General features: G+C 64.8%; 21 protein-coding genes. 18 read left to right on the forward strand and 3 right to left on the reverse strand.

The features are described from left to right. The first annotated feature begins 5 nt into the window (after positions 1 to 5). The 4 genes from B0E49_RS02935 to B0E49_RS02950 all read left to right on the forward strand — a co-directional run bounded on the left by B0E49_RS02935 (position 6) and on the right by B0E49_RS02950 (position 4,762). The gene (locus B0E49_RS02935) at positions 6 to 752 is read left to right on the forward strand and encodes an SDR family NAD(P)-dependent oxidoreductase (protein ID WP_077560457.1); all 747 of its coding nucleotides are present in this window, start codon (positions 6 to 8) and stop codon (positions 750 to 752) included. A gap of 50 nt (positions 753 to 802) precedes the next feature. Next, entirely contained in the window at positions 803 to 1,840 is a 1,038-nt protein-coding gene (locus B0E49_RS02940; protein ID WP_077560458.1) for a TRAP transporter substrate-binding protein, read from the forward strand. A gap of 68 nt (positions 1,841 to 1,908) precedes the next feature. Continuing rightward, positions 1,909 to 3,768 (forward strand): TRAP transporter large permease, encoded by a 1,860-nt coding sequence (locus B0E49_RS02945; protein ID WP_077560459.1) that lies wholly within the window; start codon positions 1,909 to 1,911, stop codon positions 3,766 to 3,768. A 127-nt stretch (positions 3,769 to 3,895) separates the two neighbouring features. Then, a complete protein-coding gene (locus B0E49_RS02950; RefSeq protein WP_077560460.1) occupies positions 3,896 to 4,762 on the forward strand; it encodes a SirB1 family protein in 867 nt (288 codons plus the stop codon). A gap of 21 nt (positions 4,763 to 4,783) precedes the next feature. Here the strand turns inward: B0E49_RS02950 and purM are convergent, their stop codons facing one another. Then, complete coding sequence (gene purM / locus B0E49_RS02955) at positions 4,784 to 5,839, reverse strand: phosphoribosylformylglycinamidine cyclo-ligase (RefSeq protein WP_077560461.1); 1,056 nt, start codon at positions 5,837 to 5,839, stop codon at positions 4,784 to 4,786. A gap of 116 nt (positions 5,840 to 5,955) precedes the next feature. Here purM and B0E49_RS02960 point away from each other — a divergent pair, with 116 nt between their 5' ends. From B0E49_RS02960 to B0E49_RS02990, 7 genes are all read left to right on the forward strand, one after another. Then, complete coding sequence (locus tag B0E49_RS02960; RefSeq protein WP_077560462.1) at positions 5,956 to 7,026, forward strand: AI-2E family transporter; 1,071 nt, start codon at positions 5,956 to 5,958, stop codon at positions 7,024 to 7,026. 19 nt (positions 7,027 to 7,045) lie between these two features. Beyond that, positions 7,046 to 7,741, forward strand: coding sequence for a DnaA regulatory inactivator Hda (hda, locus tag B0E49_RS02965; RefSeq protein ID WP_077560463.1), 696 nt, complete (start codon positions 7,046 to 7,048; stop codon positions 7,739 to 7,741). A gap of 25 nt (positions 7,742 to 7,766) precedes the next feature. Then, on the forward strand, positions 7,767 to 8,438 hold the full coding sequence (locus B0E49_RS02970; RefSeq protein WP_077560612.1) for a histidinol-phosphatase: 672 nt from the start codon (positions 7,767 to 7,769) through the stop codon (positions 8,436 to 8,438). Beyond that, entirely contained in the window at positions 8,435 to 10,045 is a 1,611-nt protein-coding gene (gene pcnB / locus B0E49_RS02975; protein WP_077560464.1) for a polynucleotide adenylyltransferase PcnB, read from the forward strand. The genes B0E49_RS02970 and pcnB overlap by 4 nt, the downstream gene beginning before the upstream one ends. Positions 10,046 to 10,084: 39 nt before the next feature. Next, positions 10,085 to 10,525, forward strand: a complete 441-nt coding sequence (gene folK, locus B0E49_RS02980; protein ID WP_353647339.1) for a 2-amino-4-hydroxy-6-hydroxymethyldihydropteridine diphosphokinase — start codon at positions 10,085 to 10,087, stop codon at positions 10,523 to 10,525. Positions 10,526 to 10,695: 170 nt separating this feature from the next. Continuing rightward, complete coding sequence (locus B0E49_RS02985; RefSeq protein WP_077560466.1) at positions 10,696 to 11,343, forward strand: DUF47 domain-containing protein; 648 nt, start codon at positions 10,696 to 10,698, stop codon at positions 11,341 to 11,343. 13 nt (positions 11,344 to 11,356) lie between these two features. After that, positions 11,357 to 12,367: an inorganic phosphate transporter gene (locus B0E49_RS02990; RefSeq protein WP_077560467.1), complete on the forward strand. Its 1,011-nt coding sequence runs from the start codon at positions 11,357 to 11,359 to the stop codon at positions 12,365 to 12,367. Between the two features lie 10 nt (positions 12,368 to 12,377). Here B0E49_RS02990 and B0E49_RS02995 read toward each other — a convergent pair whose 3' ends face one another. Beyond that, positions 12,378 to 12,824, reverse strand: a complete 447-nt coding sequence (locus B0E49_RS02995) for a TM2 domain-containing protein (protein WP_077560468.1) — start codon at positions 12,822 to 12,824, stop codon at positions 12,378 to 12,380. Further along, a complete protein-coding gene (locus B0E49_RS03000) occupies positions 12,821 to 13,390 on the reverse strand; it encodes a GNAT family N-acetyltransferase (protein WP_077560469.1) in 570 nt (189 codons plus the stop codon). The genes B0E49_RS02995 and B0E49_RS03000 overlap by 4 nt, the downstream gene beginning before the upstream one ends. A 144-nt stretch (positions 13,391 to 13,534) precedes the next feature. On the opposite strand from B0E49_RS03000, the gene rpsP reads away from it, so the two are divergent. From rpsP to hisC, 7 genes are all read left to right on the forward strand, one after another. Beyond that, positions 13,535 to 13,786 carry a 30S ribosomal protein S16 gene (gene rpsP, locus B0E49_RS03005; protein ID WP_077560470.1) on the forward strand — a complete coding sequence of 84 codons (252 nt, stop codon included), beginning with the start codon at positions 13,535 to 13,537 and terminating at the stop codon, positions 13,784 to 13,786. Positions 13,787 to 13,824: 38 nt separating this feature from the next. Then, entirely contained in the window at positions 13,825 to 14,388 is a 564-nt protein-coding gene (gene rimM, locus B0E49_RS03010; protein WP_077560471.1) for a ribosome maturation factor RimM, read from the forward strand. Positions 14,389 to 14,419: 31 nt separating this feature from the next. After that, entirely contained in the window at positions 14,420 to 15,178 is a 759-nt protein-coding gene (gene trmD, locus B0E49_RS03015; protein WP_077560472.1) for a tRNA (guanosine(37)-N1)-methyltransferase TrmD, read from the forward strand. Positions 15,179 to 15,306: 128 nt separating this feature from the next. Beyond that, the gene (rplS, locus tag B0E49_RS03020) at positions 15,307 to 15,690 is read left to right on the forward strand and encodes a 50S ribosomal protein L19 (RefSeq protein WP_077560473.1); all 384 of its coding nucleotides are present in this window, start codon (positions 15,307 to 15,309) and stop codon (positions 15,688 to 15,690) included. Between the two features lie 96 nt (positions 15,691 to 15,786). Further along, positions 15,787 to 16,467, forward strand: coding sequence for a CoA pyrophosphatase (locus tag B0E49_RS03025; protein ID WP_077560613.1), 681 nt, complete (start codon positions 15,787 to 15,789; stop codon positions 16,465 to 16,467). Between the two features lie 111 nt (positions 16,468 to 16,578). After that, the gene (locus B0E49_RS03030) at positions 16,579 to 17,565 is read left to right on the forward strand and encodes a CobD/CbiB family protein (RefSeq protein WP_077560474.1); all 987 of its coding nucleotides are present in this window, start codon (positions 16,579 to 16,581) and stop codon (positions 17,563 to 17,565) included. Between the two features lie 59 nt (positions 17,566 to 17,624). Beyond that, complete coding sequence (gene hisC, locus B0E49_RS03035) at positions 17,625 to 18,725, forward strand: histidinol-phosphate transaminase (RefSeq protein WP_077560475.1); 1,101 nt, start codon at positions 17,625 to 17,627, stop codon at positions 18,723 to 18,725.

The following is an 18,725-nucleotide window of genomic DNA, read 5'->3' on the forward strand; positions in this document are numbered from 1 at the left end:
TCCTCATGGCTGACAAGCGCAAGGCGATCGTCACGGGGGCGGCCAGTGGCATCGGTGCCGCCACGCTGCTGGAGCTGGCGCGCACGGGCTACGACGTCGTGGGCCTGGACATCAACGAAAGCGGCGTGCTGCAGGTCGCGCAGCGTGCCAGCGCCTTTGGTGGACGCAGTCTGGGGCTCGGTGTCGATGTCGCCGACGAGGCCGCCCTGGTGGCAGCATTTGCCCGGGCCTGCGAATGGCTGGGCGGGCTCGACGCCCTCACGACCTGCGCCGGCGTGGCGGACACCACGCCATTCATGGACATCACGGTGGACACGTTTCGCGAGGTGTACGCCGTCAACGTCATTGGCACCTTTGTGTGTCTGCGCGAAGCGGCCCGGTACATGCAGCCCGGCGGGCGTATTTGCACCGTGGCCAGCGTGGCGGGTCTGCGCGGCGGCGGCCTCTCGGGTACCGCGGCTTATGCCGCCAGCAAGGGCGGTGTGCTGGCGTTGACCAAGAACGCCGCGCGGGCGCTGGCCGACAGGGGCATCAGCGTGAACACCGTCGCGCCTGGCGCGACCCTCACGCCGATGATCGAAGAGGCCTGGAAGAACGAGGCGCACCGCAAGCGTGTCGAGGGCATGGCGGTGCAAAACCGGACCGCGGCGCCCGAGGAAATCGCCAAGAGCATTGCCTTCCTGCTGTCGCCCGACGCCTCGATCGTGACCGGCGCGACACTGGTGGCCGATGGCGGTCTGGTCATGTACTAGACTGTGCGTCCACCTATTATTTTCATCAAAAATAAACTGGAGACATCACCATGACTGCTGCATCCAACCCAATCACCACCATCCCGCGTCGCACCTTTATCCAGGGTGCCGCCGGCATCGGGGCGCTGGCCTCCCTCGGGCAACCGGTCTTCGCGCAAACCGCCGAATTCACGCTGAAGTGGGCCAACAATATCCCGGCAACGCATCCGTCGACCATTCGCATTCGCGAGGCGGCCGACGCAATCAAAAAAGAGACCAATGGCCGGGTCGATATCCAGGTGTTCCCCAACAACCAGCTGGGCGGCGATACCGACATGCTGTCGCAGGTGCGCTCGGGAGCCATCGACATCTTCCCGCTGTCCGGCCTGATTCTGCAGACGCTGGTGCCGGTGGCCGGCATCAACGGCCTGGCCTTTGCCTTCAAGGACTATCCAACGGTCTGGGCCGCCATGGACGGCGACCTGGGTGCGTACATCCGTGGAGCCATCGACAAGGTCAATCTGCACACCTTCGACAAGTGTCTGGACAATGGCTATCGCAACATCACCACATCGACCAAACCCATCAACACGGCGGCCGACCTCAAGGGATTCAAGATCCGGGTGCCCGTGAGCCCCCTGTGGACGTCGATGTTCAAGGCCTTTGGCGCCGCGCCCACGGGCATCAATTTCAGCGAGGTGTACTCGGCGCTGCAGACCAAGGTCGTGGAAGGCCAGGAGAACCCGCTGGCCATCATCGAGATTGCCAAGCTCTATGAAGTGCAAAAATACTGCTCGATGACGCGCCACATGTGGGACGGCCAGTGGATTCTGGCCAACGGGAAACGCTGGAACTCGCTGCCCAGGGACATCCAGGCCGTGATCAACAAAAATGTCGCCCTGGCCGTGGAGAAGCAGCGCGACGACATCCGCCGCCTCGACAACAGCGTGGAGGCCCAGCTCAAGGCCAAGGGCATGATTTTCAACGACCCCGATCCCAAGTCGTTCCGCGAGACCTTGTCCAAGGCCGGCTTCTACCAGGATTGGCGCAAGAAATTCGGTGACGAGGCGATGTCCAAACTGGAAAAATACTCCGGCAAGCTGGCCTGAACCGCCCGCGACGGTTCGCAGGCCCGCCCTGGCTTCCACGCCACGCGGGCCTGATTTTTGGGCTCTCCATGAACACCTCCGACGACATCCTGACCCGCAGCACCTCGCGACCCCTGGCGTTTTTCGACAAGGCCATGGCCTTCGTGACGGAAGTCCCCGCGGCGATCCTCGTCGTGCTGGAAACCGTGATCCTGTTCGCCGGTGTGGTTTCGCGCTACGTCTTCGATGCCCCCTTGACGTGGACGGACGAGCTCGCCTCCATCCTGTTCCTCTGGCTGGCAATGCTCGGCGCCGTGATCGCGCTGCGCCGCGGCGAACACATGCGCCTGGCCACGTTTTTGAACTGGATGTCGCCCGCGCGCCGGGCCTGGGTCGAAACGCTGGGGACCTGTACGGTCGTTTTGTTCGTGGCGATGCTGCTATTGCCGTCCTACGATCATATTGTCGACCAATGGATCGTCACGACGCCGGCGCTGGAGTGGCACGACGGCGTCCGCGTGGCGGCCATTGGTGTCGGCGCCGTGCTCATGCTGGCCATTGCGCTGGCGCGCCTGCTGGAGCGCTCCAGCGCGGCGGAGGTGGTGAGCTGCGTCGTTCTGATCGCCGCCCTGGTGGGGGCGCTGTGGTTTCTGAAGCCCGTGCTCATGACCCTGGGCAACATCAATTTACTGATTTTTTTCGTGGGCCTGGTGGGCCTGTGCGTTGCGTTGGGCGTGCCCATCGCTTTTTCATTTGGCATCGCCACGATGGGCTACCTGGTGCTCACGACCACGGCGCCCCTCACCATCGTGGTGAACCGCATGGACGAGGGCATGTCGCACATCATTTTGCTGGCGGTGCCGCTGTTTGTGTTCCTGGGGGCTCTGATCGAGATGACGGGCCTGGCCCGGGCCATGGTGGATTTTCTGGCCTCGCTGCTCGGTCATGTGCGCGGCGGCTTGCAGTATGTCCTGCTCGGCGCCATGTACCTGGTCTCGGGGATATCGGGCTCCAAGGCGGCCGATATGGCGGCCATCGCGCCGGCGCTGTTTCCCGAGATGAAAAAACGCGGGGCGGAAGAAGGGGAATTGGTGGCGCTGCTGTCGGCCTCCGGCGCCATGAGCGAGACCATCCCGCCCAGCCTGGTCCTGATCACCATTGGCGCGGTGACGGGCGTATCCATCTCTGCGCTCTTCACCGGCGGCCTGCTGCCGGCCCTGGTCGGCATGCTGGCGCTGGGCATCCTGATTTACTTCCAGATGCGGCATGAAGACATGAGCGGCGTGCCGCGCGCCACGTGGGGCCAGATCGGCAAACTGTTTCTGATCTCGCTGCCCGCGCTGGCGCTGCCGTTCGTGATCCGCACCGTGGTGGTCGAGGGGGTGGCCACTGCCACCGAGGTCTCCACCGTTGGTGTGGTCTACACCCTGCTGGCCGGCATCTTCATTTACCGCCAGTTCGACTGGGGACGCCTGTACCCGATCCTGGTGGGGACGGCGTCCCTGTCCGGCGCCATTTTGCTCATCATCGGCTGCGCCACCGCCATGGCCTGGGCGCTCACGCAGTCAGGCTTTTCGCGCTCGCTGGTCGAGCTGATGACCAACGTGCCGGGCGGCAAGATAGGCTTTCTGCTGATTTCGGCATTGATGTTCACGATTCTGGGCAGCGTGCTCGAAGGCATTCCGGCCATCGTGCTGTTCGGCCCGCTGCTGTTTCCGGTCGCGCGCGCCGTGGGCGTACACGAGGTTCACTACGCCATGGTGGCGGTATTTGCCATGGGGCTGGGCCTCTTTGCGCCGCCTTTTGGCGTGGGCTTCTATGCCGCCTGCGCGATCGGCAAGGTCGAGCCCGACAAGGCGTTTTCCCGCGTGTGGCCGTATCTGGGTGTGTTGTTCATCGCGCTGTTGATCATTGTTGCCATCCCGTGGCTGTCGATCGGCTTTTTATAAGCCGATCGGATGCAACGAAATGCAACGGTTTGGTTTTCTGCAGGGGCAATGCGCGGCACCATCTTGACGCGAATCGGCGCCGCCGTTACAACGATGAGGCGTCGAACAATTTCACGAATACGGCATCATGAAAATCAGTCTGAGGGCGCCCACGCCGCTGGAATTCTTCACCGCCCTGGTGCAGTCTGACGAGCACTTTCCCTTGCTGGAGGCTGCTGCCAGCCTGGCGCAGGACGAATACCCCGAGCTTGATGTGCAGCAGGTGCTGGGCGAGGTGGACCAGCTGCTGGCCCGGCTCAAGCGCCGCATTGCGCCCGATGCCGCTCCGCTGCAATGCCTGCGGGTGTTGAACCAGTTTTTCTTTCGCGATCTCGGTTTTGGCGGCAACGTCAATGACTATTACGACCCCGACAACAGCTACCTGAATGCCGTGCTGCGCACCCGCCGCGGCATCCCGATCTCGCTCGCCGTGCTGTGGATGGAACTGGCCCAGGGGCTGGGCCTGAGCGCGCGCGGCGTGGGCTTTCCGGGGCACTTCATGGTCAAGGTGAACCTGCCCAAGGGCCAGGTGGTGATCGACCCGTTCAGTGGCCAGTCGCTCAGCCGCGAAGAGCTGTCCGAGCGGCTCGAGCCCTACCAGCGGCGCAGCGGGCTGGTGGAAGATTTCGAGGCGCCGATCGGCCTGTATCTGCAGGCCACGCCGCCGCGTGACATGATCGCCCGCATGCTGCGCAACCTCAAGGAGATCCACAAGACCCAGCAGGACTGGCCGCGCTTGATCGCGGTACAGGACCGGCTGATCATCCTGCTGCCGCAGGCGTGGGGCGAGTACCGCGATCGGGGCCTGGCCCATGCGTCACTGGGCAACGCGGCGCAGGCGGTGCTCGATCTTGAAAATTACCTCGTGCATGCCGAGGAAGCGTTTGACATCGATACCGTGGCCGACCGTGTGGCCGAGCTTCGGCGCGCCAAGAACGGATCTGCGCCTGGCTAGCAGCCCGCCGCCGGCAAGCGGTTAGCTGACGACGACCGCGCCGGCCTCGCCGCGCGGCGCGATGGCGCCAATCTCGAACACCGTCTCCCCGGCCTCGCGCAGCGTCTGCGCCGTGGCTGCAGCGTGGGCGGCGTCAATCACCACCACCATGCCGATGCCGTTGTTGAACGTGCGGTTCATCTCGTGATCATCAATGCCCGCGGTTTTTTGCAGCCACGCAAACAGCTCGGTTTGCGGCCAGCTGCCCTGGCGCAGATGCGCCGCCATGCCTTCGGGCAGGACGCGCGGGATGTTCTCCAGCAGGCCGCCCCCCGTGATGTGCGCCAGGGCCTTGATCGGATGCGCCGCCAGCGCCGCCAGCACACTCTTGACATAGAGCCGCGTCGGCGCCATCACGGCCTGCTTGAAGGGTTGGCCGTCCAGCGTGGCGGGGAGATGGCCGCCAGCACGCTCAATGCATTTGCGCACCAGGCTGAAACCGTTGGAATGCACGCCGCTGGAGCCCAACCCCAGCACCACGTCGCCTGGTTTGACGTCCTGGCCCGTCAGGATTTTTGACTTTTCCACCGCGCCGACGGCAAAGCCGGCCAGGTCGTACTCGCCCGCGGGGTACATGCCGGGCATCTCGGCGGTTTCGCCGCCAATCAGCGCGCAGCCCGAGAGTTCGCAGCCACGCGCGATGCCGCCGACCACCGCGGCGGCGGTGTCCACATCGAGCTTGCCGCAGGCAAAGTAGTCCAGAAAAAACAGTGGCTCGGCGCCCTGTACCAGCACATCGTTGACGCTCATGGCCACCAGGTCGATGCCCACGGTGTCGTGCATGGCCCACTCGAACGCCAGCTTGAGCTTGGTGCCGACGCCGTCGGTGCCGGACACCAGCACCGGCTCCTTGTAGCGCTTGGGCACCTCGAACAGCGCGCCAAAGCCGCCGATGCCGGCCAGAACGCCTTCGCGCAGGGTCTTTTTGGCCAGCGGTTTGATGCGCTCCACCAGTGCATCGCCCGCGTCAATGTCGACGCCGGCGTCTTTGTAGGAAAGGGGGGCTAAACCCGAAGAGGAGGGGACAGATGAGCTCATTGAAGGTGGCCAGACGGGTTTGCGTGCATAGCCCTATAGAATTTGTCCTGATTTTAAGGGCTCACCCCGCGCGCCGATATTTCTGCTCGGGCCCATGTCTTTCAATAACCGCCCGCATGCAATTCACGTCTGTTCAAAAACGCGCCGCTGCCTGGATCGCCATCGCCATCCTGTTTTTGCTGGCGCTGTGGCAACTGGGTCCCGTGCTCACCCCCTTTGTGGTCGCGGCGGTACTGGCCTATGCGCTGACGCCCCTGGTGAACAGGCTGGACCGGCTCGGGCACGGGCGTATGCCGCGCGTCCTGGCGGTCCTGCTGGTGGAGCTGGTATTTATCGTGGCGCTGCTCGGCCTGTTGCTGCTGGTGGTGCCGATTCTGGCCAAGGAGCTGCCGCTGATGCGCGACCAGGTGCCGGTGCTGCTGGACCGGCTGAGCGGATGGATCGAGCCGCTGCTGGCCCAGTTTGGTGTCAAGGTCTCGCTGGATGTGGCCAGCATCAAGGGCCTGATGCTTCAGTACCTCAATGGCAATGTGGAAGAAACGCTCGGCTCGCTGCTCTCGTCGCTCAAGCTGGGCGGCAGCGTGGCGCTGGCGGTGGTGGGCAATGCGGTGCTGATTCCGGTGGCGCTGTTTTACCTGCTGATGGACTGGGACCGGTTTGTGGCCCGTATCGTGGAGCTGGTGCCGCCGCATCTGCGTGAGGCTTTCGACAGCTTCACGACCGAGTCGGATACCGTGCTGGGCCAGTACCTGCGCGGCCAGTTGCTGGTGATGCTGATGCTGGCCGTGTATTACAGCGTGGGCCTGTCCCTGTTCGGGCTGGATCTGGCCATGCCCATCGGTATCTTCACCGGGCTGGCGGTGTTTGTGCCTTACCTGGGTTTTGGTCTGGGGCTGGTACTCGCCACGCTGGCCGGACTGCTGCAATTTGCCTCGATCAAGGCCCTGGCGATGGTGGCGGTGGTGTATGGCCTGGGTCAACTGGTGGAGAGCTTCTTCCTGACGCCGCGGCTGGTCGGCGAGCGCATCGGCCTGCATCCGCTGGCAGTCATTTTTGCCTTGCTCGCGTTTGGCCAGCTGTTCGGTTTTGTCGGCGTGCTGGTGGCCTTGCCCGCCAGCGCGGTGCTGCTGGTCGGCGTCCGGCGCGTGCGTGCGAGCTACCTCGCGAGCAAGCTGTACCGGGGCTGAGGCCGGGCGGACATCACCGATGAAACAGCTCGCCCTTGATATCGGACTGGCCAGCGGCCCCACGTTCGCCAGTTTTTTCGTCGGCCCCAACGAGGCGGCGCTCAAGCACCTGCAGCTGTGGGCCGGCAACCCGACGCGCTCGCCAGTTCCCACCTATCTGTGGGGCGCCAGCGGCAGCGGCAAGACGCATTTGCTGAAAAGCGTGCGCGAGGCGCTGCGCGAACAGGGCGCCGGCGGCACCAGCGTGGGCTGGCTCGATGCGTCCGTGGCGCAGCCGCCCGAGTTCAATGAGCACTGGGCCACCGTGCTGCTCGACGACGTGCATCTGTACACCGCGGTGCAACAGCATGCGGCGTTCAACTGGTTCGTCAACGCCATGAGTTCGCGCGATGGTCAGCCGCGCTGGGTGCTGGCGGCGGGCGAGATGCCTCCCGCAGACCTGAGGCTGCGCGAGGACCTGCGCTCGCGCCTGGGCTGGGGCCACGTGTTTCAGCTGCAGGTGCTCAGCGAGCCCGAGCGGCGCGCCGTGCTGCGCCAGCAGGCCGATGCGCGCGGCGTGTTCCTGGGCGACGAGGTGATGGACTTCATGCTCACGCGTTTCAGCCGGGACCTGGGCAGCCTGGTGCAGCTGCTCGACCTGATCGACGGCTATTCGCTGCAGACCCAGCGGGCCGTCACCATTCCGCTGATCAAGTCGATGCTGGACAACGTGTGAGTCTGGGTCAATACAATTGCAGGCTGTGAAACTCACCCTTTTCGATCTCGACCACACGCTGCTGCCGATTGACTCCGACTATGCGTGGGGGCAGTTCACCATCGAGATCGGCTGGACCGACCCGGTCGAATTTGCGCGCCAGAATGACGCGTTCTATGCCCAGTACCAGGCCGGCACGCTTGACGTGCACGACTATGTGCGCTTTGCCATCGATGCCGTGCGGCGCCAGGGCGCTACCAATTCAATAGCTGCTCACTCCCGCTTCATGCGGGATGTGGTGCAAAAGAACCTCAGACCCGAGGCGCTTGCGCTGGTTGCACAGCATCAGCGCGCGGGTGACGAGGTGCTGGTCGTGACCGCCACCAACGAGTTCGTGACGCGCCCCATTGCCGATGTCTTCGGCGTCAAGGAGTTGATTGCGGTGCAACTCGAGCGCGGGCCGGACGGCTGGTTCAACGGCGAGATCCGCGGCGTGCCCTCGTTTCGAGGCGGCAAGGTAACGCGCATGGAACAATGGCTGGCCGCGCGCCAGCTCGGCTGGGCCGACGTGGACAGCACTTTTTACTCCGATTCCATCAACGATCTGCCGCTGCTGGAGAAGGTGCGCCACCCCATAGCGACCAATCCGGACGACCGCCTTCGTGCCCTCGCCGGCGAGCGCGGATGGCTCATACTGGACCTGTTTTCCAAATCATGATTAAAAAATTTATCGACAGACTGCTGGGCAAAGACCCGGCCAAATCCACCGCCGCCAAGGCCAAAAAGCCCGATTTCGGCAAACGTGTGGAAGTCAGCCAGGCGGTGCATGGCATCGACCCCAAGCTGGTGGATGAACGCGCCCTCAATGTCGTGAGCACCTTGCAGCAGGCGGGTTTCGAGGCCTACGTCGTGGGCGGCGCCGTGCGCGATCTGCTGCTGGGCCTGCGCCCCAAGGACTTCGACGTGGCCACCAACGCCACACCCGAACAGGTCAAGGGCCTGTTTCGCCGTGCCTTCATCATCGGGCGGCGTTTTCGCATCGTCCACGTGGTGTACGGGCGCGGGCGCGAGCATGAGGTGATCGAGGTTTCCACGTTCCGCGCCTACCTCGACAACGCCGCCGCCGAGCAGGTGGCCGGCAACGAAAAGACCAGCAGGAGCGAGCTCGCCGGCATGAAGCATGCCGTCGATTCGACCGGCCGCGTGCTGCGCGACAACGTCTGGGGCCCGCAGGAAGAAGACGCGGTGCGGCGCGACTTCACCATCAACGCCATGTACTACGACCCGAGAAACCAGGTCGTGGTGGACTACCACGGCGGCATCAAGGACGCCAAGAAGCTGGTGCTGCGCATGATTGGCGACCCGGCCACGCGCTACCGCGAGGACCCGGTGCGCATCATCCGCGCGGTGCGCTTTGCGGCCAAGCTGGCCCCGCTGGGCTTCAAGCTCGATCCCAAAACGGCGCAGCCGCTGGTCAAATCCGAGGCCCTGCTGGCCGATGTGCCGCAGAGCCGGCTGTTCGACGAAATGCTCAAGCTGCTGCAGACCGGCCACGCGCTGGCCACCATCGAACAACTCAAGCTGCTGGGCCTGGCGCACGGCATCTACCCGCTGCTCGACGTGGTGGTGGAGCGTGCGGAGCAGCCCTTTGTGAAGGCGGCGCTGCAGGACACCGACCGGCGCGTCGGCGAGGGCAAACCGGTGGCGCCCAGCTTCCTGCTCTCATGCGTGCTGTGGGCCGATGTGCGCGATGGCTGGCGCCAGCGCACGGAAGGGCGCCAGCGGCAACCCGCCTTCCCGGCGCTGCAGGACGCGATCGACGACGTGTTCAACGCGCGCATCGGCGATGTGTCGGGCCGCGGCAAGCTGGCCGGCGACATGCGCGAGATCTGGATGATGCAGCCGCGCTTCGAAAAGCGCACCGGCAGCACGCCCTACAGCCTGGTGGACCAGCCGCGCTTTCGCGCCGCGTTCGACTTCATGCGGCTGCGCGCCGACGTCGGCGAGATCGACGAGGCACTGGCCGCGTGGTGGCAGGAGTTCAGCATGGCCAACGACGACGAGCGCGAAGGCCTGCTCGAGCAGGTCCGGCAGGAGCAGCAGCCCGTGCGCCAGCGCGTGCGGGCGGCCAAACCTGCTTCCCCCGCGCCGTCTGGCAATGCCGATGGAGCCCGCCCGCCCGCCAGCGCCGAAGCCGGCGAGGATGCGGGTGACGACGTCGCCGGCGACGCCGGCACGCCGGACGCCCCGAAAAAACGGCGCCGCCGGCGTCGCTCGGGAGCTACAAAAAGCATAGCGACTCCCGCAGGCGACACAAGGGCTTGAGGCCTTTTTCTCTTGAGAAAAGAGTGTGTTACCGCCTACGTGGCCTTGGGTGCGAACCTGGGCGACGCTGCGGCCTCAGTTAGGCAGGCAATGGACGCCATCGGGAGTTTGGCGGACACGAAGGTGACGCGCCGCTCGTCGCTCTACCGCACCGCGCCGGTCGACGCGAGCGGCCCGGATTACATCAACGCCGTGGTGGAAGTTTCTACCGCTTTGCCCGCACCCCTGCTGCTGCAGCAGCTCCAACAACTGGAGCAGGGCGCCGGGCGTGAACGTTCCTACCGCAATGCCCCGCGCACGCTGGACCTCGATCTGCTGCTGTACGGCGATGCGCAGCTGCAAGGCCCGGCGCTGACGATTCCGCACCCGCGCATGGCGGCTCGCGCCTTTGTCCTGGTGCCGCTGGCAGAAATTGCGCCGCAGCGCGTGAGCGCCGCGCAGTTGCGCCGCGTCAGCGCGCAAGCCATTCAGCGCTTGTGAAATCCCTGATTCGCCCCACAGCCCCATGTGCCGCGCTGCCAGGACGGGCGTTTTGCACCGGGGCGTTTTGCACCGGATCGGGCGCCTCGCGCAAGGCAGCGATAGAGCGGCGGTTAAACTCTCGCCCGTCACAGAGCGCCACATTTCCGCCAATATTCCAGGATAGAACCATGCTGTTTGCAAAGTTGTTGCCGCGCGAAGGTAATTTTTTCGAAATGTTCAACCAGCATGCCGACCGGATCGTGGAGGCCGCCCACGCCTTTGCGAAACTGGTGGCCAATTACAGCGACCTGCATCTGCGCGAGAAGTACAACCAGGACGTGGACAACGCCGAGCGTGCCGCCGACCGTGTGACGCACGAGGTCAACAAGGCGCTGCACAAGACCTTCATCACGCCGATCGACCGCGAGCAGATCCACTCGCTGATCAACACCATGGACGATGTGGCCGACCTGATCCAGGACTCGGCGGAGACCATGGCGCTGTACGACGTGCACCACATGACCGAGGAGATCACGCGCCTGACCGATCTGAGCGTCAAGTGCTGCGAGCGTGTGCGCGACGCCGTCAGGCTGCTCGACAAGATTGCTGAATCCGGCAACGCCGAGGCGGCTTTGAAGACCTGCGAGGAAATCGACCGGCTCGAGTCGGATGCCGACCGCGTGATGCGCTCGGCCATGAGCAAGCTGTTTCGCGAGGAGCCCGATGTGCGCGAGGTGCTCAAGCTCAAGGCCATCTACGAGCTGCTGGAAACCATCACCGACAAGTGCGAGGACGTCGCCAACATGATCGAGGGCATCGTCCTCGAAAATTCCTGAGCCGGGACCGCACATGGCGACGGTTCAGGTGGCGGTGTGGGTGGTTGTCCTGTTGGTGGCGATGGCGCTCGTCTTTGACTTCCTGAACGGATTTCACGATGCGGCCAATGCCATTGCCACCGTGGTCTCGACCGGGGTGCTCAAGCCGAGTCAGGCCGTGGTGTTTGCGGCTTTTTTCAACTTTTTGGCGCTCTTTGTTTTTCACCTGAGCGTGGCGGCGACGGTGGGCAAAGGCATTGCCGACCCGGGCGTGGTGGATGTGCACGTGGTGTTCGGCGCCTTGATCGGCGCCATCTGCTGGAACCTGATTACCTGGTACTACGGCATTCCCAGCAGCTCCTCGCATGCCTTGATTGGCGGCATCGTGGGTGCGGTCATCGCCAAGGCCGGGACCGGCTCGCTGGTCAGCTCGGGCATCGCGAAAACCGTGCTGTTCATTTTTGTCTCGCCGCTGCTCGGATTTTTGCTGGGCTCCTTGATGATGGTGGCGGTCGCCTGGACGTTCCGGCGCGCCACACCCTCCAGGGTGGACCGGTGGTTCCGGCGCGCGCAGCTGTTCTCTGCCGGGGCTTACAGCCTGGGCCACGGCGGCAACGATGCGCAAAAAACCATTGGCATCATCTGGATGCTGCTGATTGCCACAGGTCACGCGGCGGCGTCGGACAGCTCGCCACCGTTCTGGACCATTGCGAGCTGCTACACGGCCATTGCGGCCGGCACCATGTTCGGTGGCTGGCGCATCGTCAAGACCATGGGGCAAAAAATCACCAAGCTCAAGCCGGTGGGTGGCTTTTGTGCCGAAACGGGTGGTGCCCTGACACTGTTCCTGGCCACCTTGCTGGGGATTCCGGTCTCCACCACGCACACCATCACGGGCGCGATCGTGGGGGTCGGCGCCACCCGGCGTGCCAGCGCCGTGCGCTGGGGCGTGGCGGGCAATATCGTCTGGGCCTGGATCTTCACCATTCCGGCGAGCGCCTTTGTCGCGGCCGTCGCCTGGTGGGTCAGCTGGCGCCTGTTCTGACCAGTCGCCGCTACTGGCTGATTTTGTGCGCTTCCTCGATCTGGTATTCGAAATAGTGCTGGAAGCTGAACGCGATGCTGGCCATCAGCACACTGGTGCCGATCAGCAGCGACAGCACGATGGCCCCGATGGTGAACCAGTTGGTGTGCCCGGGCGCTGCATCTTCGGCGGCCGCCGCGTTGAATCTGGCGTTCCATTTCTCGGGCGTCATGAGGCCGAAGACAATTGCCGTCAGCGCGCAGCCGGCAATGGTGAAGCCGACAAACGGAATCAACACCCAGCTCCACTGGTCGTCCAGCCCGAATTGCTGCACGCGTTCGATGCCATACAGGCCGAGCGCGGTCGGAATTGGCAGCAACCAGCCCATCAGGTCGCGCAGGCCGTGCAGATAAAAGCGGTGCAGGCCCAAAGGGCCGCCCAGGAACGCCAGCCATGCGGCGATGGTTTTGTCTTTCATAGGGCGGGATTATGGCGGGTCTGATTTTCCTGCCCGTCGGGTGGCCGGGAATCCCCCACACCCAGCGCCTTTTCCATCAGGACGACATCGAGCCATTGGTCGAACTTCCAGCCGCATGACTTGAGCACACCGACGTGCGCAAAGCCCGCCGAGCGATGCACGCCGATGGAGCCCGCATTGGCCGAGTCGCCAATCACGGCAATCAGCGTGCGCACGCCCGCGTTTTGGGCCTGCGCTGCCAGTTCCGCCAGCAAGGCGCGGCCGAGCCCCTGGCCGTGACTGCCGGGGGCCAGGTAGATCGAGTCCTCGGCCGAGAAGCGGTAGGCGGGGCGCGGCTTGAACCAGTTGCAATAGGCGAAGCCGATGACCTGGCCCGCCTGCTCCGCCACCAGGTAGGGCAGGCCCCTGGCCAGCACATCGGCGCGCCGGGCGGTCATGTCGGCCTCGGTCGGCGGGTCGATCTCGAAGGTGCCGGTACCGTGCAGCACGTGATGGGTGTAAATGGCCGTGGTGGCGGCGATATCGTCGCTGCGGCTGGGACGGATCAGGCAGGAGGTGGGAGGCATAAGAATCAAAAACGATATAATGGAGAGCTTTTCAGCGTGTGACTGGCCGGGTGGTCATGTTGCGTGTCTCAACGCCGGAATATTTGGCTGCTAAACGGTTGCTCAGGGCTTGAGGGCCATTTCAATCGTTCCCAAGGATAAATCATGGTTGTCATTCGTCTTTCACGCGGCGGCTCCAAAGCCCGCCCGTTTTTCAACATCGTCGTGGCCGACAAGCGCACGCGCCGCGATGGCAGCTTCATCGAGCGTATCGGTTTTTATAACCCGATCGCCAAAGACCACGAGGAAAGCATCCGCATTGCGCAGGATCGCCTGACCTACTGGACGGGCGTGGGCGCGCAGGCTTCCCCCACGGTGGATCGCCTGGTCAACCAGGCCGCCAAGAAGGCCGCGTAAGCCGGCCGGCTTGCGCGCCAGCCGCTCCGGTTCATTGCATGCTGCCCGGCCTGGAACCCGCTGAATTACCAGCGGACGCCATCGAAGTCGGGCGCATCCTGGACGCCTGGGGCATCAAGGGCTGGTTCAAGGTCCTGCCCCACAGCGCTTCGCCCGAGGCGCTTTTTTCTTCCAGACGCTGGTATCTGCTGCCGTCCGAGAAAGGTGCAAAAACCTTTAGCGGCACCGCCTTGCTGCGCGTGCGCGAGACCAGGGAGCACTCCGGCAGCATCGTGGCCAGCGCCAGGGAAGTCGACGACCGCGAGGGCGCCGAGGCGCTCAAGGGGGCGCGCATCTTCGTGCCGCGCTCGAGTTTCCCCACCGCCGACAAAGACGAGTACTACTGGGTCGACCTGATCGGCCTGGACGTGCTCAACCGCGAAGGCGTGGCGCTGGGGCAGGTGACGGAGCTGCTCTCCACCGGCGCGCAGACCGTGCTGGTGATTGGCTACACGCAGGACGGCAAGGCACAGGAGCGGATGGTGCCGTTCGTGTCGGCCTACGTCGATAACGTGGATCTGCCGGCGCGGCGCATCACCGTCGACTGGCAACTCGACTACTGAAAAGTACTGACGCTGGCTTTAACATCGCGCCATGCGCTTCGATGTCATCACGCTGTTTCCCGAACTGTTTGCGCCTCTCGTGGCCAGCGGTGTGACGCGCCGCGCCTACGAATCCGGGCAGATCGAACTGCGGCTATGGAGCCCGCGCGATTTCGCCGAGGGCAACTACCGCCGCGTGGACGACCGCCCGTTTGGCGGTGGCCCCGGCATGGTGATGCTGGCGCAGCCGCTGGCGCAGTGCCTGCAGGCGATCCGGGCCGAGCGCGGCGCTGCCGCCCCGGTGGTGCTGTTCTCGCCCGTGGGGACGCCGCTCGATCACGCGGGCGTGGCGCGTTGGTCCACCAGCGCCGGCGCGGTGCTGGTGTGCGGGCGCTACGAGGGCATCGACCAGCGTTTCATCGACGCGCATGTGGACGTGCAGATCAGCCTGGGCGACTTTGTGCTGTCGGGCGGCGAGATTGCGGCCATGGCGCTGCTGGATGCCGTGGCGCGGCTGCAGCCGGGCGTGCTCCACGACGAGGGCAGCCACCAGTTCGACAGCTTCAACCCCAAACTCGACGGCCTGCTCGATTGCCCCCACTACACGCGTCCCGAAGAGTGGGCGGGCCGCAAGGTGCCGCACGCGCTGCTGTCGGGCCATCATGAACAGATCGAGCGCTGGCGGCGCGACTGGCGCCTTGAAATCACCGCCCGGCAGCGCCCGGACCTGATCGAGGCGGCCCGCGCCGCGGGGCGGCTGGACCCGCAGGATGAGGCCTTCCTGGCGGGGGCGCCTTGGCCGCCAGCTTAAGGCCGGCGGCTTTATATTGCTATAATCAAAGGCTTTTCGATCCTCTGGCCGGCCGCTTTGACGCATATTGCCTAGCGATTGCCGACAAGCCTTCCAGTGCAGCGCGGCCACGATCGAGTGAGGAAACCATGAACCTGATTGAAACTCTAGAGCAGGAAGAGATTGCCCGTCTGGGCAAGAAAATCCCCGCGTTTTCCCCCGGCGACACGGTCATCGTGAGCGTCAAAGTGGTCGAAGGCACCCGCAAGCGTGTGCAGGCCTATGAAGGCGTGGTGATCGCCAAGCGCAATCGCGGCCTGAACAGCGGCTTCACGGTGCGCAAGATCTCCAGCGGCGAAGGCGTCGAGCGCACCTTCCAGACCTACAGCCCCCTGATTGCCGGCATCGAAGTCAAGCGCCGCGGCGACGTGCGCCGCGCCAAGCTGTACTATCTGCGCGAGCGCAGCGGCAAGTCGGCGCGCATCAAGGAAAAACTTCCATCCCGGGCCAAGGCTGCCGCTGCTGCCGTCTAAAGCCAGCTTCCCCCGCACAAGAGGCCGCTGCAGCATTTGCTGATGGCGGCCTTTTTCATTTCTCAAGGCCTGCACCTCTTGTCCTCCACGCCCTTCATGCCGCTCTCCGGGCTGCCGAATTTCGATCCGCGCCGGATTCCCGTGGATCGCATCGACACCGGCCTGCCTGCCGTGGCCCGCGAGCGGCTGCAACCCGATGCCCTGCAGCAGCGCTTTGCCCATCCGCCGCGCTGGCAGCCGGAAGTGGCCGTGGAAAAGAAATTCACCGACCGCCTGCCGGCGCATGCCTCGGTGCTGCTGGCCGTGGTCATGCATGACCAGCCCACGGTGCTGTTGACCGAGCGCACGGCACACCTGTCCACCCATTCGGGGCAGATCGCGTTTCCGGGCGGCAAGGTCGATGACACCGATGCCGATGCCGCCGCCACGGCGCTGCGCGAGGCGCATGAGGAGGTGGGCCTGGACGAGCGCAACGTCGAGGTCATCGGCACCCTGCCGATCTACGTCACCGGCAGCGCCTTCATCATTACGCCCGTGGTGGCGCTGGTGCGCCCGGGCTTTGTGCTGCATCCCAATCCGGACGAAGTGGCCGATGCGTTCGAGGTCCCGCTGGAGTTTCTGATGAACCCGGCGAATCACCACCTGCAGGCCTTCGAGTGGGAAGGAATGCGCCGCGAGTGGTTCTCGATGCCCTACCAGGACCATGGCAAGGAGCGCTTTATCTGGGGCGCCACGGCCGGCATGCTGCGCAACTTTTACCGCTTCCTGTCGGCTTGAAGAGTTGGCCCCCACGCTTGCCGCTTCGCGTGCTGCGCTGCCCCCCGAGGGGGCCCAGGCCGGCTTGGGGCGGCCCGGCGCCAGCCTGTCTCCCCTCGTTATGATGCGTCCATGAGTTTCTTCGCCATTTTGTTCGCCTTGCTGATCGAGCAGGTTCGTCCATTGGCGCCTGGCAACCCGTTTCATACCGGCTTGCGCCGGTGGGCACGCTGGGTCAGCCGCAACTTCGACGCGGGCAAGCCGCACCATGGCTGGGTCGCCTGGAGCCTGGCCACCGTGCTGCCCTCGCTGCTGGCGCTGGGCATCCACTGGCTGCTGGTGTGGGGCCTGGGCTGGCCCTTCGCCGTGTTGTGGCATGTGGCCGTGCTCTATGTCACGCTTGGTTTTCGCCAGTTCAGCCACTATTTCACCGACATCCGGGACGCGCTGGACGAGGGCGATGAGACGCAGGCCCGCGCCGTGCTGGCGCGATGGCAGCAGGTCGATGCCGCCGACCTGCCGCGCAGCGAGATCGTGCGTCACGTGATCGAATACTCGGTGCTGGCGGCGCACCGCCATGTGTTCGGTGTGCTGGCCTGGTACTCGGTGCTGGCGGCCTTTGGCCTGGGCCCGACCGGTGCCGTGTTCTACCGCATGAGCGAATTCGTGTCGCGCTACTGGAAATACAAAAGCAATGCCCAGAACCAGCTCGCCAGCCCCGCCTTGCAAGGCGCGGCGGCCAGCGCCTGGATGGTGGTGGACTGGCTGCCGGCGCGCCTCACGGCACTGAGTTTTGCCGTGGTCGGCAGCTTCGAGGAGGCCATCGACGGCTGGCGCAACTATGCCCAGCGCTTCCCCAGCGACAACGATGGCGTGATCCTGGCGGCCACCGCCGGCGCGGTCAACGTGCGGCTCGGGGGCGAGGCCTTGAGGGCCTCATTTGCACAAGCACAAAACCCGGGCTTCGAGGCCACGGCCGACCAGCAGGACAGCGTTTCCACACCGGGGCGCGAGCCGGAAGTGGCCCACCTGCGCAGCATCGTCGGACTGGTCTGGCGCTCGGTCGTGATGTGGATGGTGCTGCTCGCGCTGTTGACGATGGCACGGCTGCTCGGCTGATATTCGACGTTCTTGAGTCAAAACACTCTGTAGCCCTTATGGGGTGTTCGGTACCTGCTATGAATTCTGGAGCAAACGTGAACCCGGAAGAAACCTTCTGGAGCCCCGCCATCCGCGGCCTCGTGCCCTATGTGCCGGGCGAGCAGCCGCAAATTCCCCACCTGATCAAGCTCAACACCAACGAGAACCCGTACCCGCCGTCGCCGCAGGTGGTGCAGGCCATCGCGGCGGCCGCGCGCCAGGGTTTGCAGCTGTACCCGGACCCGCGGGCCACGGCCCTGCGCGAGGCCGTGGCCGCGTACCACGGCATCCATGCCGACCAGGTGTTCGCGGGCAACGGCTCCGACGAGGTGCTGGCGCACGCGTTTTTCGCCTTCTTCCGCCATGGCCGACCGCTCTTGATGCCCGACGTCACCTACAGCTTCTACCAGGTGTATTGCGGCCTGTATGGCATCGCTTTCGAGGTCGTGCCGCTGGATGCGCAGATGCAGATCCAGGTGGCGGATTACGCGCGCGCCGATCCGCTGGCCATTGGAGGCGTGGTGATCGCCAATCCCAACGCACCCACCGGCTGCGCCTTGTCGCTGGCGGCGATCGAGCAGCTGCTGCAAAGCCAGCCGCGGCGCGTGGTGCTGGTGGACGAGGCCTATGTGGACTTCGGCGGCGACAGCGCCATCAGCTTGATCGAGCGGTATCCGAACCTGCTGGTGGTGCATACGCTGTCCAAGTCGCGCTCGCTGGCGGGCCTGCGCGTGGGTTTCGCGGCGGGGCAGCGGCACCTGATCGAGGCGCTGGAGCGCGTGAAAGACAGCTTCAACTCCTACCCTTTGAGCCGCCTGGCGCTGGCCGGCGCTGTGGCGGCTTATGAGGACCGCGCGCATTTCGAGCAGACCCGCTTCGCTGTGATGCACAGCCGCGAAGGCTTGACGCTGGCGCTCGAAGACCTGGGTTTCGAGGTGCTGCCCTCCAGGGCCAATTTCATTTTGGTGCGGCACCCGCGCCGCGACGCCGCGCTGCTGGCCGCCGCGCTGCGTGAGCGCGGCATCCTGGTGCGGCACTTCAAGCTGCCGCGCGTGGCGCAGTACCTGCGCATCAGTGTCGGCACGCCGCAGCAGTGCGAGGCGCTGGTGCAGGCGCTGGGCGAGATCTTGGCGGCCTGA

This window comes from Polaromonas sp. C04, from assembly GCF_002002705.1.
GTDB lineage: Bacteria > Pseudomonadota > Gammaproteobacteria > Burkholderiales > Burkholderiaceae_C > Rhodoferax_A.

What these genes read in the sequence shown, in the direction of transcription:
- B0E49_RS02935 (WP_077560457.1), top strand. Translation starts at nt 6, where the DNA reads ATGGCTGACAAGCGCAAGGCGATCGTCACGGGGGCGGCCAGTGGCATC.
- B0E49_RS02940 (WP_077560458.1), top strand. Translation starts at nt 803, where the DNA reads ATGACTGCTGCATCCAACCCAATCACCACCATCCCGCGTCGCACCTTT.
- B0E49_RS02945 (WP_077560459.1), top strand. Translation starts at nt 1,909, where the DNA reads ATGAACACCTCCGACGACATCCTGACCCGCAGCACCTCGCGACCCCTG.
- B0E49_RS02950 (WP_077560460.1), top strand. Translation starts at nt 3,896, where the DNA reads ATGAAAATCAGTCTGAGGGCGCCCACGCCGCTGGAATTCTTCACCGCC.
- purM (WP_077560461.1), bottom strand. Translation starts at nt 5,839, where the DNA reads ATGAGCTCATCTGTCCCCTCCTCTTCGGGTTTAGCCCCCCTTTCCTAC.
- B0E49_RS02960 (WP_077560462.1), top strand. Translation starts at nt 5,956, where the DNA reads ATGCAATTCACGTCTGTTCAAAAACGCGCCGCTGCCTGGATCGCCATC.
- hda (WP_077560463.1), top strand. Translation starts at nt 7,046, where the DNA reads ATGAAACAGCTCGCCCTTGATATCGGACTGGCCAGCGGCCCCACGTTC.
- pcnB (WP_077560464.1), top strand. Translation starts at nt 8,435, where the DNA reads ATGATTAAAAAATTTATCGACAGACTGCTGGGCAAAGACCCGGCCAAA.
- B0E49_RS02985 (WP_077560466.1), top strand. Translation starts at nt 10,696, where the DNA reads ATGCTGTTTGCAAAGTTGTTGCCGCGCGAAGGTAATTTTTTCGAAATG.
- B0E49_RS02990 (WP_077560467.1), top strand. Translation starts at nt 11,357, where the DNA reads ATGGCGACGGTTCAGGTGGCGGTGTGGGTGGTTGTCCTGTTGGTGGCG.
- B0E49_RS02995 (WP_077560468.1), bottom strand. Translation starts at nt 12,824, where the DNA reads ATGAAAGACAAAACCATCGCCGCATGGCTGGCGTTCCTGGGCGGCCCT.
- B0E49_RS03000 (WP_077560469.1), bottom strand. Translation starts at nt 13,390, where the DNA reads ATGCCTCCCACCTCCTGCCTGATCCGTCCCAGCCGCAGCGACGATATC.
- rpsP (WP_077560470.1), top strand. Translation starts at nt 13,535, where the DNA reads ATGGTTGTCATTCGTCTTTCACGCGGCGGCTCCAAAGCCCGCCCGTTT.
- rimM (WP_077560471.1), top strand. Translation starts at nt 13,825, where the DNA reads ATGCTGCCCGGCCTGGAACCCGCTGAATTACCAGCGGACGCCATCGAA.
- trmD (WP_077560472.1), top strand. Translation starts at nt 14,420, where the DNA reads ATGCGCTTCGATGTCATCACGCTGTTTCCCGAACTGTTTGCGCCTCTC.
- rplS (WP_077560473.1), top strand. Translation starts at nt 15,307, where the DNA reads ATGAACCTGATTGAAACTCTAGAGCAGGAAGAGATTGCCCGTCTGGGC.
- B0E49_RS03025 (WP_077560613.1), top strand. Translation starts at nt 15,787, where the DNA reads ATGCCGCTCTCCGGGCTGCCGAATTTCGATCCGCGCCGGATTCCCGTG.
- B0E49_RS03030 (WP_077560474.1), top strand. Translation starts at nt 16,579, where the DNA reads ATGAGTTTCTTCGCCATTTTGTTCGCCTTGCTGATCGAGCAGGTTCGT.
- hisC (WP_077560475.1), top strand. Translation starts at nt 17,625, where the DNA reads ATGAATTCTGGAGCAAACGTGAACCCGGAAGAAACCTTCTGGAGCCCC.